Here is a 14,955-nt window from a genome sequence, read left to right on the forward strand (position 1 = left end):
ACGCTCGTGGAACTGAGGGGCATAATGTTGGTAAGCGCGAAAGCCAAAAAAAGCATTGGCCGCACCAAGAAGTGAGAAAACAGAGCCGACAACAATATCAATAGTGCTTCGAGGTGTAATAAGAAGGTTCAAGCCAAAAGCGATTAAGAAGACACCGAGAGCCATATTCGCTTTTGTCTGATGAATTTGTTTCAATAAAGATTCAGGTGTACGCCATACCCGCACTTTGAAAAAAATAAATAAAACAGCAGAAATCACAACAAAAATTGTAAATAATTGTACCATAGCATTTGTTCCTCCCGGACATACAATCTTGTTTTTATTGTATCGTTTCAATGGGAGAATTGCTAGTGAAGGAATGATGAACAGAAGGAGCGTGCATGATGCTTGATGAAATTTTAGACATGATTGACAAGTACGAACGGATTATTATCCATCGTCATGAGCGTCCTGACCTTGATGCGCTAGGCTCACAAGCTGGACTAGCTGCACTTATACAAGATCGGTATCCAAACAAAAAGGTAAAAGTTGTAGGTGAGGAGGCTAGTTATTTAGCGTTTCTTGGAGAGATGGATCAAGTGGATGATGCGTTTTATGAGGATGCGCTTGTAATTGTCTGTGATACGGCAAATACTGAGCGAATTAGTGACAAGCGCTACATCAAAGGAAAAGTGGTAATAAAAATTGATCATCATCCAAATGAAGAGCCCTACGGCGATCTTGTTTGGGTTGATACGAGTGCAAGCTCCACCAGTGAAATGATCGTTGATCTGTACGAGCATGGCCAAAAGCGAGGATATGAATTAAGTGAAAGGAGCGCCTTGCTGTTGTATGCAGGAATTGTTGGAGATACGGGGCGATTTCGTTTTAACAACACGACAGCAAAAACCTTACGACAAACAAGTTTGTTATTGGAAAAAGAGATTGACCAAGATTGGTTTTATTCGGAGCTGCATAAGCGTGATTTGAAGATGACACGGTTAGAGGGTTTTGTCCTTCAGCATTTTGTGATCTACGAAGGCGTTCTTGGTGTCATGAAGCTTACAGCCGAGATTTTGAACCAATTTAATGTGACAGCAAATGAGTCTTCGGCCTTGGTGAACTGCTTTTCTGATGTGGAAGGTTTAAAAGCATGGGTGTTTTTTGTGGAAGAAGAAGATAAGATTCGTGTCCGATTGCGTTCAAAACGTCCTATCATTAATGAGATCGCCGCCCAGCATGGGGGTGGAGGACATCCGATGGCAGCAGGGGCCACTGCATATAGCTGGGAAGAGACAGAGGAAATCATTTCGAAGCTCCTTGCTGCGTGTAACGAAATCAAATAAGCAAGAAGAAAGCAAAGGGGATCGTTGTAGATTTAGATTCCCTTTGTTTTTTATATCTTTTCTGTGAAAAGGGCATGGAGCTTCAGTTCAAGTTATAAATCAATGAAGCCCTTCTGCTCACACCGCCTTCATGGAATTGGTTCACAGAATGGTTGGAGAAACTCATTTTAGCTCAGTGGGAGGAGCGAGCCACTCATGCTGGTTTCTGTACAAGAAACAAATTTGATTATCCCTCTTTATCATTTCCTGGGATGAACCATGAGCCCAAATCTGACTCATCTTCATAGACATCCGTGATTCCTGCCTTCTCCAGTTCTTTTTTGATGAACGTGGAAACTTCCTTCGTTTCAGCAAATGCAGAATAGCCTGCCTTGATTTTTTTAACTTTTTTTAAGGCCACTTCTTTACGGTTGATGACCATTTCTTTTCCTGTAACGTCCATACGAACCTTCACCTCCTGCAAGCTTATCATTCCCTCATCCTATTATACAAAAATGAAGGGAGAGAAAACACGTTTTCACCCCTTGTTAGCAGAAACGATTAGCTTGAGGGGATAATTTCAACATAGAGTTGAAGTGTTGTAAACAAATAGACTTCTTGAACATCAAGCTGGTAACGGTGCTCGTTAATTTGAAACACTTTGTTTTCAATAGTGGAAACCATTAAGTCTTTCATGCTTGCCACCGTTTCAATATTCTTTTGTTCTAGAAATTTTAATTCGTTTATCGCTTGTTGGTTCAGTTCGTAGAGGGTTAACTGGTTCAGTCGTAGCTTCCGTTCATTTGTAAAGGTAACCTCGATCCTTTGGAGCGTAAGTCTCCGTTGATTTTCTTCATTTTTTTGCTGCTGTTCACTTCGAAGCTCCTCAATGGTGTCTCGTTGATTTTTTAATTCGATTTGCTGTTTGGAAATACGAATGACAAGCTCTTCATGAATGGTTCCGAAGTTATACAAAAAAAACACCCAGCCACAAATTGCTCCAATAATGACGCCTGCAAAAAAACGTTGCCATCCAGGACGCCGATAATAAGGAGGAACTCTCATGAGCCGAGTTGCTCCCCAACGATCCATTGGATGAGCAAAGTACCAGAATGAGCCCCGCAAAGTGCCACAAATACCATAAATAAGGTTTTAAAAATGTCATCGTGTGTTCCGTTAAAAAGTCCCCTCTCAATGCTTGTGATCGCATCAAATGTCCCGCCTATTGCTGCAACAATGGCCCAAATTTTTAAGCTATTAGCTAAATCGAGCATCGCAGAGAGAGGTGGTTTTCCGATCAAATAAGCCCCCATCCCACCAATAATCGCTCCACCAATGATTACGCCAAAAGCAACAAAAAAATCGATAATTAGTGTTGCGAGAAAATCTCGATTCATCGTATGTCCTCCTTGGTGTATCATACGTTCATCCTTTTTTGTACCAATTATTAGTGTATGTATAGTCATGAAAGGACAAGAATATGCTTGCCTCAAGGGAAAAGATGCTTCCGCAATAAAAGAAAAGCAGAAAGCTCGTCGTTCAAATGAGCGGCCTCATTTTCTAAAATCGAGGTTCCATACTATAATAAAGAAAAAGAAAGCTAATAGAGAGGGCGAGGTCCATGGAAAGTGTCCATTTACATGTTCATAGTGAATACAGCCTGCTTACAAGCATATGCCGCGTACCTCAGCTTGTACAACAGGCAAAGAAACAGGGTTTTTCGGCGTTAGCCTTAACCGACAAGCATGTCATGTACGGAGCGGTTCCTTTCTATCAAGCTTGTAAAGAGAAAGGCATAAAACCAATCTTCGGAATGGAAACGCACGTTCGTTTTAAGGGTGATTTTTCGACGTCTATGTTATTTCTTGCTGAGAATAAAGCAGGCTACCATCACTTATTAAAGCTCAGCTCAATGGTTCAACTTAGGGAGGATAAGGAAAAATATCTCCAATGGGATGAGTTAATCGCTTATACAAACGGACTTATTTTTATAATTCCATATGAAGGAGGATTTCTTCGCTCAATGCTCCGTGAAGGCGAGAAGGAGCGGGCGAAACATATCCTTATAGGTTTATTGCAGCATATAAATGCAGAGAACCTATATATTGAAATACAAGGCAGCGAAGAAGAAATGCATTGGCAGCTTCAGGAGCTAGCAAAAGATAGTGGAATTCCTTTAGTTGCTAGTCAGCATGTACACCTTCTTGAGCGTAAGGACGACCCTGCCTTTCAAATTGTTCAAGCGATCCGTGAGGGATATGTAGTAGAACATATAGGAGACATAAGTCCAAGTGCCGACGATCGTGTTTTGTTATCGCCTGAAGAAATGGCTGATAAATTTCACCGCTTTCCAGAGGCGTTGGCCAATACGGTTGCTCTTGCGAAAAGATGCCAGGTTGAATTGTCATTAGGTGAGCCGTTGTTACCTAAATACCCACTTGATGGAGGAGAAACAGCTGACGTTTATTTACGTCGTCTTTGTGAAGCAGGAGGTCGAAAGCGTTTTGAGCAATGGACGGAGGACTTGCAGCAGCGTCTTGATCATGAACTTCAAGTTATAACGAGTATGAACTATAGCGATTATTTTCTCATCGTTTGGGATTTTATGCGCTATGCAAGGAAGCGAGGGATCCTAACAGGTCCTGGAAGAGGCTCGGCAGCTGGTTCTTTGGTGGCTTACACGTTGTTTATTACAGATGTGGACCCAATCCGTTACCAGCTCCTTTTTGAGCGCTTTTTAAATCCTGAGCGAATCTCTCTTCCTGACATCGATCTTGATTTTCCTGATCATCGTCGGGACGAAGTAATTGCCTATGTTCAGCAAAAATATGGGCGTGATCATGTTGCCCAAATTTTAACGTTTGGCACCCTTGCAGCGAGAGCGGCGATCCGTGACGTGGGTCGAGCGATTGCAGCAGATGAGCGTTTGATCGAGCAATTGGCAAAAGAAATCCCCGCAGCCCCTGGAATGACGTTAAAAAAAGCAAAACAATCAAGTGAGCGTCTACAACGAATGTTACAAGAAACGGAAGAAGCAAGGCTCATCTATCGATATGCTGAGCAGCTTGAAGGGCTCCCTCGCCACACATCGATCCATGCTGCCGGTGTAGTGATTAGTCCAACCCCTTTAACGGAATATATTGCCCTTCAGGAGGGACAAAACGGGATTCCTTTAACCCAAGGGACCATGGATGTGGTAGAAAAAGTTGGGCTGATCAAAATGGATTTTCTTGGTCTCCGTAATTTAACCTTGATCGAGAACATTGTTAAACTCATTAAAATGGAATCAGGAGTGACGGTTAACGTTCGAGAGCTCCCTCTAGATGATCGAGAAACCTTCTCTCTCTTATGTGCAGGTAACACGACGGGTGTCTTTCAGCTTGAATCATCGGGGATGCGTCGGGTCCTACGGGAACTTTTGCCGAATCGCTTTGAGGACATTGTAGCGGTTAACGCGTTATATCGCCCAGGTCCAATGGAAAACATCCCTGTTTATATTAAGGGGAAAAACGGGGAACGAACGATTACGTATCCCCATCCAGATTTAGAAAGCATTTTAAAAACGACGTATGGGGTCATCGTTTATCAAGAGCAGATTATGCAGATTGCTGTAAAAATGGCGGGGTTTTCTTTAGCAGAGGCTGATTTATTGCGGCGAGCAGTTGGGAAAAAGAAACGACATGAGCTTGAGGAGCAGCAGGCACATTTCATCACAGGTGCTCGTGCACGTGGCTATGACGAAGGTACGGCCGAAGCGGTGTACAAGCTCATCGTTCGTTTTGCAGATTATGGATTTAACCGCAGTCATGCGGTCGCCTACAGTATGATCGCCTATCAGTTGGCCTATTTAAAAGCACATTTTTCTCAGGCTTTTTATACAGCGCTCCTTTCAAGTGTCTGGCATAACCAAGACAAGCTTGTACAGCATCTACAAGAAGTTAAAAAGAGTGGGATTGCCGTTTTCCCACCTTCTCTTTCAAAAAGTCACATGCACTTTCGTCAGGAAAAAGAAGGGATACGATTTGGCTTACTGCCGATTCGAAATGTCGGGGCTCAAGCCATTCAGAACATCATCAAGGAACGAAGCAATGGAGCTTTTAAAAATTTGTTCGATTTAGTTGCTCGTATTGACACAAGAGCGGTTGGGAAGCGTGCCATTGAGGGCTTGATCAAAGCGGGCGCCCTTGATGAATTTGGTCAGGATCGAGCCATTCTTTTAGCGAGCGTTGATAAAGCATTTGAAAATGCGGAGCAAGTGAAAGAATTCCAAGAGGATACAGGCGGCTTGTTTGAACTTGACTTAACGGAGCCAAGCTATGAAGACGCTGAACCATTAACAACGCTTGAAAAATTAGCGTGCGAAAAACAGGCATTAGGCTTTTATTTAACTGGACATCCGATCGCAGCTTTTGCCGAGGAATTAATCGACGTTGGGCGAATGACCTTTCTTGAAGCGCTACAAAAAAAAGGGACGGCTCGTGTGGCAGGACTTGTTCATACGATTCGTCGTATCCGCACAAAAAAAGGGGAAGCAATGGGATTCTTGACCGTAAGCGATGAAGGTGGCGAATGGGAGACTGTTTTGTTTCCACGCATATGGAATCTCTATGAATGGACGTTAAGAGAAGGGGAGCTATTTTTTATTGAGGGAAAGCTAGATGAAAGTCGGGATAAGCCACAGATCGTTGCACAACGAATCACGCCGCTCTCAAAGCTCGTTAAGCCATCACCTCATATCCTTTATTTGCGGATTCCTTCAAAGGATGATTTCAACTTCTTAGAAGAAGTGCGTAGCGTATTAAAAGAGTTTCATGGTACAACCCCTGTAATTCTTTACTATGAAAGCGAGAAAAAAACGATCCGCCTGTCAAAAGAGTTTCATATTGACCCGAGCGCTAGCTGTCTTCAAGCACTACAGCAGCTTTTGGGCGAAGAGCATGTTGTGCTAAAAGAGCGTTAAATTCGTGTTGTTTGTGAAAACAACATTGAAAGGGTGTACAGGAAGCGATAGTTTGTTATAATTAAAGATGTTTTTTAAAGTGGTCAGACCAGTGGATGAATATCACACGAAGTAAAAAATATACAGCTAAAAGAGGAGCGTGACGATTGTGTCAACCACAAGAGAAGAAGCCCTACATATCCATCGTGCAAACCAAGGGAAGCTAGAATCAAGATCAAAGGTTCCTGTTAAAAATGCCCGTGATTTAAGCCTTGCCTATTCACCAGGCGTTGCAGAGCCTTGCAAAGAGATCTTTGAAGATGTAGAATCCGTTTACGAATATACGATGAAAGGGAACATGGTCGCTGTTGTAAGTAACGGAACAGCTGTGCTTGGATTGGGAAATATTGGTCCAGAAGCTTCCCTACCTGTAATGGAAGGAAAAGCGGTTCTTTTTAAATCCTTTGCCGGTGTTGACGCTTTTCCGATTTGCTTACGCACATCTGACGTTGATACAATTGTTGAAACGGTCAAGCTATTGGAACCGACTTTTGGTGGGATTAACTTAGAAGATATTGCAGCACCAAGCTGCTTTGAGATTGAAGAGCGTTTGAAAAAAGAAACGAATATTCCTGTATTCCATGATGATCAACACGGAACAGCTATTGTTACAATGGCAGGCTTAATTAATGCTCTGAAGCTTACTGGGAAGAAATTATCAGAGATTAAGGTTGTGGCAAATGGCGCAGGTTCAGCAGGGATTGCCATTATTAAATTAATGCAACGGATGGGTGTGCGCGACATTATTATGTGCGATTCCAAAGGAGCCATTTATGACGGTCGCCCATATGGCATGAATGAGATGAAAGCGGAAGTTGCAAAATGGTCAAACCGTGATCGGATTGAAGGCGGACTTGCTGAAGTAACAAAAGGCGCAGATGTTTTCATTGGCGTATCCGTAGCTGGTGCTTTAACGAAAGAAATGGTTGAGAGCATGAACGAAAACTCGATTATTTTCGCAATGGCCAACCCAGTTCCAGAGATTATGCCTGAAGAAGCGAAAGAAGCAGGGGCGAGGGTCATTGGGACTGGACGCTCTGACTTTCCAAACCAAGTGAATAATGTCCTTGCTTTCCCAGGCATTTTCCGAGGGGCACTTGATGTACGGGCAACACATATTAACGAAGAAATGAAAGTAGCAGCTGTTTATGCGATTGCTGACCTTGTGACGGAAGCTGAGCTAAATGATGATTATGTGATTCCAGCACCGTTTGATCCAAGAGTTGCACCAGCTGTTGCGGCAGCTGTTGCAAGAGTGGCGATGGAAACAGGTGTTGCACGTTTAAATGTTGATCCAGAAGAGGTAGCTGAGAAAACGAGAAAGCTCGCAATTATTGGCAATGATTAAAGGTATGACTGGGAGCAGGTGAAGAAACGCTCATGTCATCTGAGCAAAAAGTATTTTTAGAAATCATTAAAAAGATCAATCAAATGATCCACCAAGATAAGCTGTCTAGCGGCGACAAGCTCCCATCTGAGCGTGAACTTAGTGAACGTCTTCAGGTGGGACGTTCATCTGTTAGAGAAGCACTTAGGGCCTTAGAGCTTCTTGATTTAATCGAGACACGACGGGGCGAAGGAACATTTATTAAGCCTGCAAATAGCTACCGTCTTGTGAACATTATCCTCTCCTTTCTTTTAAAAGATGAGGAGGATAGGCAGGATTTATCAGAAACGAGACGAATTGTAGAGATTGAAGCATTGCGACTAGCGTGTGACAGGGTGACTGAAGAGCAGCTTCATCGCTTGGAGCAGCTGATTGAGCAATCAAAAGAAGAATGGAGACAGGGTGATTTTCCGGTGGAAGAGGATTATTTATTCCATCAAACGATCGTTGAGTCATGTCATAATCGCCTGCTCCTCAATCTCTGGATTTCACTTGTTGAGTATAATAAAGTGGCGATTAAGCAGTCTTTAGAACGCAAAGGAAGACCAACCGCTTCCATTCAAGAGCATTTTGAAATTTATGAAGCACTTAAAAAAAGGGATCAACGAGCAGCAGTCAGTGCAATGGAAGCCCATTTAAAAAATAGCCGCTTTTAAGCTCTCCTTGATTTTTTCTTGAATGAGCGTATAAAACGGAAGGCTTTTCCATAAGCTCTTGTATCTACTACTTAAGCTAAAGAGGTGTCAGTGTGCTTAAGGATTTTTTTTCAAAAAAGAAACGGTACGCGACGATTCCATCAGAACGTGCGAAACAAGACATACCTGAAGGATTAATGACGAAATGTCCTTCGTGCCGAACAATTATGTACACAAAAGAGCTAAAAAAGAACTTACTCGTGTGTGACTCATGCGGACATCATCATCGGATGAACGCCTATGAGCGAATCGAAAGCTTAATTGATGAAGGAACCTTTGTTGAATTCGACAAGGAGATGACGGCAGAAGATCCGTTATCGTTCCCAACATATCAAGAAAAAATTGCTTCCGATCGTGAGAAAACAAAGCTGAATGAAGCGATTGTTACAGGAGAAGGCGATATCAATGGCTACCCTGTTGTGATTGCTGTGATGGATGCTCGTTTTCGAATGGGTAGCATGGGTTCTGTTGTTGGCGAAAAAATTACGAGAGCGATCGAACAGGCCATCGAAAAAAAGAGACCTTTTCTTTTGTTTTCTGCCTCTGGCGGAGCGCGAATGCAGGAAGGTGTGCTCAGCTTAATGCAAATGGCGAAAACAAGTGCAGCACTACAAAAGCTACATCGGGAAAAGGGTCTCTTTATTTCCATCATGACCCATCCAACAACTGGTGGAGTGTCTGCTAGCTTTGCGTCATTGGGTGATTACAATTTTGCTGAACCGAAGGCATTGATTGGATTTGCCGGCCGACGTATTATCGAACAAACGATTCGGCAAGAGCTACCGGAAGACTTCCAAACGGCCGAATTTTTACTAAAGCATGGTCAGCTTGATCGTGTCATTCCTCGAACGGAAATGAAAGAAACGTTAACAAAAATACTAGATATCCACCACGCGTTATAAGGAGGTGACAGCATTGGCACAAGATTTAGGGTTTGAAAAGCCGATTGTCGAGCTTCGTGACAAAATCAAGGAACTTAGAACATTTACAGAAGAGAAGGAGATCGACTTAACTGATGAAATTCAGAAGCTAGAAAACCGTCTACAAGCGTTAGAGAAGGAGATCTATGGGAATCTTCAGCCGTGGGAGCGTGTCCAAATTGCTCGTCACAGTGAGCGGCCAACAACCCTTGACTATATAGGGTTTCTATTTACGGATTTCCTGGAAATGCATGGTGACAGGCTCTATGGAGATGATGAAGCGATTGTCGGTGGGATTGCCAAATATAAAGGCAGACCGATTACGGTCATTGGTCACCAGCGAGGAAAAGATACAAAAGAGAACATTCGTCGTAACTTTGGAATGCCTCATCCTGAAGGCTACCGTAAAGCGTTGCGCTTAATGAAGCAGGCAGAAAAGTTTAATCGACCGATCGTTTGTTTCATTGATACAAAAGGGGCGTATCCAGGAAAGGCTGCTGAAGAGCGAGGACAAAGTGAGGCCATTGCTAGAAACCTGCTTGAAATGGCTGGTTTCACCGTACCGATTGTGTGCATTGTGATTGGAGAAGGAGGAAGCGGAGGTGCGCTAGCGCTCGGTGTTGGGGACCGTATTCATATGCTTGAGAACTCAACTTATTCTGTTATTTCTCCAGAAGGGGCAGCTGCTTTGCTTTGGAAGGATGCATCCCTGGCACAGCGTGCAGCAGAAACAATGAAAATCACAGCTCCAGATTTAAAAGAGCTAGAAGTGATCGATGAAATTATCAAGGAAGTAAAAGGAGGTGCCCATCGAGACGTGGCAGCTCAAGCAAATGCGATTGATAAAGTGTTGGAGCGTTCCCTTGAGGAGCTAGGAGCATTATCAGCTGAGCAACTCATTCATGAGCGCTATGAAAAATACAAAAAAATCGGACAATATTCGCTTGTAAACGATACCATTGGTGTAAAATAAGTAAAGTGCTTTCTGATTGTAGAAAGCACTTTTTTCCGTGTGTTAACAAGAGTGTTGTATTCAGCAATGTAAAGTGGTATTTTTTAAAAATGAGAGCGTGTGTTGAAACGTAGCGTTTATCATCACAGTGCAATGCTAACAGCACTCGGTGATTTTTATAAAGCAATCGATTGATTTTAAGGAGGTTCTTAATGATGAAGCGTATTGGTGTTCTTACAAGTGGTGGAGACTCGCCAGGAATGAATGCCGCAATCCGTGCCGTTGTCAGAAAAGCGATTTATCATGATATTGAGGTATACGGTATCTATTATGGCTATTCAGGTTTAATTGCTGGAGAGATAAAGAAAATGGAGCTTGGTTCCGTTGGAGATATCATCCATCGAGGCGGAACGATGCTTTATACAGCACGATGTGAAGAGTTTAAAACATTGGAAGGGCAGATGAAAGGGATTGCGCAGTTAAAGAAGTTTGGGATCGAAGGCTTAGTCGTCATCGGGGGTGACGGATCGTTTCGCGGAGCGCAAAAGCTAACCGCACAAGGTTTCCCTACGATTGGTGTTCCTGGTACGATCGACAACGACATTCCTGGAACGGACTTTACCATCGGTTTTGATACGGCTTTAAATACAGTGATCGATGCAATTGATAAAATTCGTGACACGGCTACTTCTCATGAACGTACATATGTGATTGAAGTAATGGGCCGAGACGCTGGAGATTTAGCTCTTTGGTCAGGTTTGGCGGATGGAGCGGAAACCATTATTATTCCAGAAGCAGACTATGATATGGATGAAATTATTGGTCGTCTTAATCGTGGACAAGAGCGCGGCAAGAAACATAGCATTATTATTGTTGCTGAAGGTGTAGGAAGTGGAATCGAGTTCGGTAAGAGAATTTCTGATGCGACAGGTACGGAAACAAGGGTAACGGTGCTAGGGCATATTCAGCGTGGTGGTTCCCCTACTGGTATGGACCGTGTCTTGGCGAGTCGTCTTGGAGCAAAGGCAGTGGACCTCTTGATTGAAGGGAAAGCTGGTGTCACAGTTGGAATTCAAAAAAATGAACTTGTCTACCATGATATTGATGAGGTACTTTCAAAAGGACGCTGTGTTGATCTTGATTTATACCGTCTGTCTCAAGAACTTTCCATTTAGGAAATACTAGAACGATTAGTTTAAGGAGGATACTATGCGTAAAACGAAAATAGTATGTACGATTGGTCCGGCAAGTGAGAGTGTGGACAAGCTCGTTCAATTAATTGAAGCAGGAATGAATGTTGCACGTCTTAATTTTTCCCATGGAGATTTTGAGGAGCATGGAGCTAGAATTAAAAACATTCGTGAAGCGGCAGAACGAACGGGGAAAACCGTCGCCATTTTACTTGATACAAAAGGGCCTGAAATTCGCACACAAACCCTTGAAGGTGGGGTTGCTGAGTTGAAGGCAGGGGAAGAGCTTATTCTCTCCATGACAGAGTTAGTTGGGAATCAATCGAAAATTTCGATCACGTATCCGGGCCTCGTAAATGACGTTAAACCTGGGTCTAAAATCTTACTTGATGATGGATTAATTGGCCTAGAGGTTATTGAAGTCCTTGAGAACGAAATTCGTACTAGAATCTTGAACAGCGGTACATTGAAAAACAAAAAAGGTGTGAACGTCCCAAATGTGAGCGTGAATCTACCAGGTATTACGGAAAAAGATGCTGCTGATATTCGCTTCGGCATCGAGCAAGGGGTTGATTTTATTGCAGCTTCTTTCGTGCGTCGCGCCTCAGATGTTCTAGAAATTCGCGAGCTTTTGGAACAGCACAATGCAGGAGATATTGAAATTATCCCTAAGATTGAGAACCAAGAAGGCGTTGATAACATTGATGAAATTTTAGAAGTGTCAGATGGCTTAATGGTCGCTCGAGGAGATTTAGGTGTAGAAATTCCGGCAGAAGAAGTTCCGCTTGTACAAAAGGCGCTCATTAAAAAATGTAACCACCTAGCAAAGCCTGTCATAACAGCAACGCAAATGCTTGACTCCATGCAACGAAATCCACGTCCGACTCGTGCGGAAGCGAGTGATGTAGCGAATGCCATTTTTGATGGAACAGATGCCATTATGCTTTCAGGTGAAACGGCTGCGGGCGATTATCCAGTTGAAGCGGTTCAAACAATGAGTAACATCGCCTGTCGCACAGAGCAAGCGTTAAACTATCAAGAAATTTTGTCGAGACATACAAAAGAATCTCGGACATCGATTACGAGTGCGATTAGCCAATCAGTTGGCCATACAGCCCTGAATTTAAATGCAGCAGCGATTTTAACGGCAACAGAAAGTGGCCATACAGCTCGAGTTGTTGCGAAGTATCGACCGAAGTCTCCAATTGTTGCTGTCACAAGTAATGAAAAAGTTACCCGGAAACTAGCCCTTGTCTGGGGTGTTAAGCCGATCCTTGGAAAAAAAGCAGCAACCACGGATGAAATGCTAAAAATCACTGTTGAAACGGCTTTGAAAGCAGACGAAGTGAATCAAGGAGACCTTGTTGTCATCACAGCAGGTGTACCTGTTGGAGAGTCTGGAACAACAAATATTATGAAGGTCCATGTAATCGGTGAAGTGATTGCAAAAGGCCAGGGCATTGGTCGCCAAACGGCATCTGGCAAGGTCGTGGTAGCAAAAAATGCAGCGGAAGCAAACGAGAAAGTTGTGGAAGGCTCGATTTTAGTAACGTACAGCACGGATAAAGATATGATTCCTGCTTTTGAAAAGGCAGCCGCTGTGATCACAGAAGAGGGAGGCCTAACTTCTCACGCTGCCGTTGTTGGTCTGAGTCTTAGTACACCAGTGATTGTTGGTGTAAAGGGAGCTCTAACGTTATTTTCTGATCATGATGAAATTACTCTTGACTGCAGACGTGGTGACATTTACAAAGGTCTCACGAGTGTATTATAATGAAACAAGGAGAAGGATAAGCCTTCTCCTTTTTCTGTCTAAAGAGCAAGTGATGTGAATACGGGGCAGATGCCAGATAGATGAACTTGCGCCACAAGCACGTTCTTTACTACTTCAGCTTGCACCCGAAGCTCCGACCCTTTTCATATAAATCTGCATGAGCGGCTCGCTCTTCCCACTTGGATGAAAACGAGTTCGCCAAGTAACGCTGAGCAACCTTTCAATGAAGGGGTGTGAGCGGAAGGGCTTCATTGTTTCATCAACTAAAACTGAAGCTCCGTCCCCTTTTCCACAGAAAAAACTAAAGGAGAAGCGTATGTTTCGATTCTTATTGCTATTAATTATTATTGTGCCGGCAATAGAAATTACATTGTTCATTCTTTCAGGTCAGGTCATTGGCATTTGGCCTACGTTTTTACTGATTATTCTTACTGGAATTGTTGGGGCATGGCTTACGAAACGTCAAGGCCTACAAGCGATTCGCTTAGCCCAGCTACAAGCACAGCAAGGCCAGATACCAAGTGAAGCAATCATTGATGGCATTTGTATACTCGTTGGCGGCATTTTTCTTTTAGCGCCTGGGTTTTTAACTGACATTATCGGACTGTTTATGCTGATTCCACAAACAAGAGGTACAGCAAAAGCTTTATTACAAAAGCTGTTTCATCGAATGATTCAAAACGGTTCATTTATTTTTATATCTAGACGTTAGCCGCTCGTTAAGACGAGCGGCTTTTTTCAAAAGATAAGAACGTAGAGCTTTAAAAGCTGATTAACTATAGGGGTTAGCGGCTCGGGGGGCACTTTGAACATAAAAAACGTTTATTAGTCAGCGTTTCCAGCGCTTGTCTTCGTTAGGAGGGCGTCTTGCGCTTTTCTTAATGGGGGCGATAATGAATTGATAAAGATCATGGAAGACACGAACGCGATAAAGGGCCTGAATGAAAACGAGAATCGCTGGTCCAATAAAAAGCCCTACAAATCCAAACACCTTGAATCCAACGAACAGGACGATTAAGGTAACGAAGGGATCGAGACCCATGTTTTTGGAAAGGACTTTTGGTTCCACTAGCTGGCGTTGAATGAGGATGATGAAATACAAAAGTGCGAGGCCAATCGCTAGTGATGATTCATCCGTAAAAAAAGCATAAAAAATCCAAGGAATGAACACAAGCCCTGTTCCAACGTAGGGAAGTAAATCGACAAAGGCGATGATTAGCACAACGGTAAAAGGGTAGGGGACACCAAGAATAAAGAGACCAACTAGAACCGTAAGAGACGTCAATAGAATCAAGAAAATCTGTGTACGAGCATAACTGAACAGCGCATGTTTTAAATCATAAAGGACATAGGTAAAGCTTTTTGATACTTTCGCTGGAATGAGGGACCGAAACAATGAAGATAGTCGGTACCAATCTTTGCTAATAAAAAATGTTGCCAGAAGAGAAAAAAGAAAGACTGAAGCTAAATTCGGTAGAGTAAGAAAAAAATTTGAGAGACCATGTAAAAACAGTTGAAGGATGTTAGAAATCGCTGTTGTTAATTCAGTGGTAATTGAACGAGCATACGTATACACAGACTTTTGCTGCTCAGAGTCTAATGTATGAAATAAATAAAGGAGTTCTTCAAAAAATGGCAGGATTGAAGTCGTAAAGCGCTCCTCCAAAGCGATTGAAATTTTTATGACATGATTAGGTATAACATTTGCAAGATAGTTAGATCCTGCAATTAATT

At 42.9% G+C, this 14,955-nt stretch carries 14 protein-coding genes; 9 read left to right on the forward strand and 5 right to left on the reverse strand.

The annotated features are described in order from the left end of the window. The coding region (locus tag BLT_RS0104375; protein ID WP_017726594.1) for a YtpI family protein at window positions 1–285 on the reverse strand (285 nt) is incomplete at its 3' end. A gap of 98 nt (window positions 286–383) precedes the next feature. Here BLT_RS0104375 and BLT_RS0104380 point away from each other — a divergent pair. Next, entirely contained in the window at window positions 384–1,325 is a 942-nt protein-coding gene (locus BLT_RS0104380; protein WP_017726595.1) for a DHH family phosphoesterase, read from the forward strand. A gap of 226 nt (window positions 1,326–1,551) precedes the next feature. Here BLT_RS0104380 and BLT_RS0104385 read toward each other — a convergent pair whose 3' ends face one another. The 3 genes from BLT_RS0104385 to BLT_RS0104395 form a co-directional block, all read right to left on the reverse strand. Continuing rightward, window positions 1,552–1,797 (reverse strand): hypothetical protein, encoded by a 246-nt coding sequence (locus BLT_RS0104385; protein WP_236611066.1) that lies wholly within the window; start codon window positions 1,795–1,797, stop codon window positions 1,552–1,554. Between the two features lie 68 nt (window positions 1,798–1,865). Next, window positions 1,866–2,369, reverse strand: coding sequence for a sporulation membrane protein YtrI (ytrI, locus tag BLT_RS0104390; RefSeq protein ID WP_017726597.1), 504 nt, complete (start codon window positions 2,367–2,369; stop codon window positions 1,866–1,868). Beyond that, window positions 2,366–2,701 carry a YtrH family sporulation protein gene (locus tag BLT_RS0104395; RefSeq protein ID WP_017726598.1) on the reverse strand — a complete coding sequence of 112 codons (336 nt, stop codon included), beginning with the start codon at window positions 2,699–2,701 and terminating at the stop codon, window positions 2,366–2,368. Before BLT_RS0104395 ends, ytrI begins: the two co-directional genes overlap by 4 nt. A 224-nt stretch (window positions 2,702–2,925) precedes the next feature. On the opposite strand from BLT_RS0104395, the gene dnaE reads away from it, so the two are divergent. The 8 genes from dnaE to BLT_RS0104435 all read left to right on the forward strand — a co-directional run bounded on the left by dnaE (window position 2,926) and on the right by BLT_RS0104435 (window position 13,933). After that, a complete protein-coding gene (dnaE, locus tag BLT_RS0104400; RefSeq protein ID WP_017726599.1) occupies window positions 2,926–6,264 on the forward strand; it encodes a DNA polymerase III subunit alpha in 3,339 nt (1,112 codons plus the stop codon). 148 nt (window positions 6,265–6,412) lie between these two features. Then, window positions 6,413–7,651: an NAD(P)-dependent malic enzyme gene (locus tag BLT_RS0104405; RefSeq protein WP_017726600.1), complete on the forward strand. Its 1,239-nt coding sequence runs from the start codon at window positions 6,413–6,415 to the stop codon at window positions 7,649–7,651. A gap of 32 nt (window positions 7,652–7,683) precedes the next feature. Next, on the forward strand, window positions 7,684–8,346 hold the full coding sequence (locus tag BLT_RS0104410; RefSeq protein ID WP_017726601.1) for a FadR/GntR family transcriptional regulator: 663 nt from the start codon (window positions 7,684–7,686) through the stop codon (window positions 8,344–8,346). A gap of 92 nt (window positions 8,347–8,438) precedes the next feature. After that, window positions 8,439–9,287, forward strand: coding sequence for an acetyl-CoA carboxylase, carboxyltransferase subunit beta (accD, locus tag BLT_RS0104415; RefSeq protein ID WP_017726602.1), 849 nt, complete (start codon window positions 8,439–8,441; stop codon window positions 9,285–9,287). Window positions 9,288–9,300: 13 nt separating this feature from the next. Next, window positions 9,301–10,278, forward strand: a complete 978-nt coding sequence (gene accA / locus BLT_RS0104420) for an acetyl-CoA carboxylase carboxyl transferase subunit alpha (protein ID WP_017726603.1) — start codon at window positions 9,301–9,303, stop codon at window positions 10,276–10,278. A 194-nt stretch (window positions 10,279–10,472) separates the two neighbouring features. Further along, the gene (gene pfkA, locus BLT_RS0104425; RefSeq protein ID WP_026104985.1) at window positions 10,473–11,432 is read left to right on the forward strand and encodes a 6-phosphofructokinase; all 960 of its coding nucleotides are present in this window, start codon (window positions 10,473–10,475) and stop codon (window positions 11,430–11,432) included. A 34-nt stretch (window positions 11,433–11,466) separates the two neighbouring features. Further along, window positions 11,467–13,221: a pyruvate kinase gene (pyk, locus tag BLT_RS0104430; protein ID WP_017726605.1), complete on the forward strand. Its 1,755-nt coding sequence runs from the start codon at window positions 11,467–11,469 to the stop codon at window positions 13,219–13,221. 316 nt (window positions 13,222–13,537) lie between these two features. Next, entirely contained in the window at window positions 13,538–13,933 is a 396-nt protein-coding gene (locus BLT_RS0104435) for an FxsA family protein (protein ID WP_017726606.1), read from the forward strand. Between the two features lie 117 nt (window positions 13,934–14,050). On the opposite strand, the gene ytvI is transcribed toward BLT_RS0104435, so the two are convergent. After that, window positions 14,051–14,955 (reverse strand): sporulation integral membrane protein YtvI (ytvI, locus tag BLT_RS21395; RefSeq protein ID WP_017726607.1); only part of this gene is annotated, 905 nt, incomplete at its 5' end.

The organism is Halalkalibacterium ligniniphilum (genome assembly GCF_000334155.1).
Lineage (GTDB): Bacteria > Bacillota > Bacilli > Bacillales > Bacillaceae_D > Halalkalibacterium > Halalkalibacterium ligniniphilum.

Coding starts and splice junctions, on each gene's coding strand:
- BLT_RS0104380 (WP_017726595.1), top strand. CDS start 384: ATGCTTGATGAAATTTTAGACATGATTGACAAGTACGAACGGATTATT.
- BLT_RS0104385 (WP_236611066.1), bottom strand. CDS start 1,797: ATGATAAGCTTGCAGGAGGTGAAGGTTCGTATGGACGTTACAGGAAAA.
- ytrI (WP_017726597.1), bottom strand. CDS start 2,369: ATGAGAGTTCCTCCTTATTATCGGCGTCCTGGATGGCAACGTTTTTTT.
- BLT_RS0104395 (WP_017726598.1), bottom strand. CDS start 2,701: ATGAATCGAGATTTTCTCGCAACACTAATTATCGATTTTTTTGTTGCT.
- dnaE (WP_017726599.1), top strand. CDS start 2,926: ATGGAAAGTGTCCATTTACATGTTCATAGTGAATACAGCCTGCTTACA.
- BLT_RS0104410 (WP_017726601.1), top strand. CDS start 7,684: ATGTCATCTGAGCAAAAAGTATTTTTAGAAATCATTAAAAAGATCAAT.
- pfkA (WP_026104985.1), top strand. CDS start 10,473: ATGAAGCGTATTGGTGTTCTTACAAGTGGTGGAGACTCGCCAGGAATG.
- pyk (WP_017726605.1), top strand. CDS start 11,467: ATGCGTAAAACGAAAATAGTATGTACGATTGGTCCGGCAAGTGAGAGT.
- BLT_RS0104435 (WP_017726606.1), top strand. CDS start 13,538: ATGTTTCGATTCTTATTGCTATTAATTATTATTGTGCCGGCAATAGAA.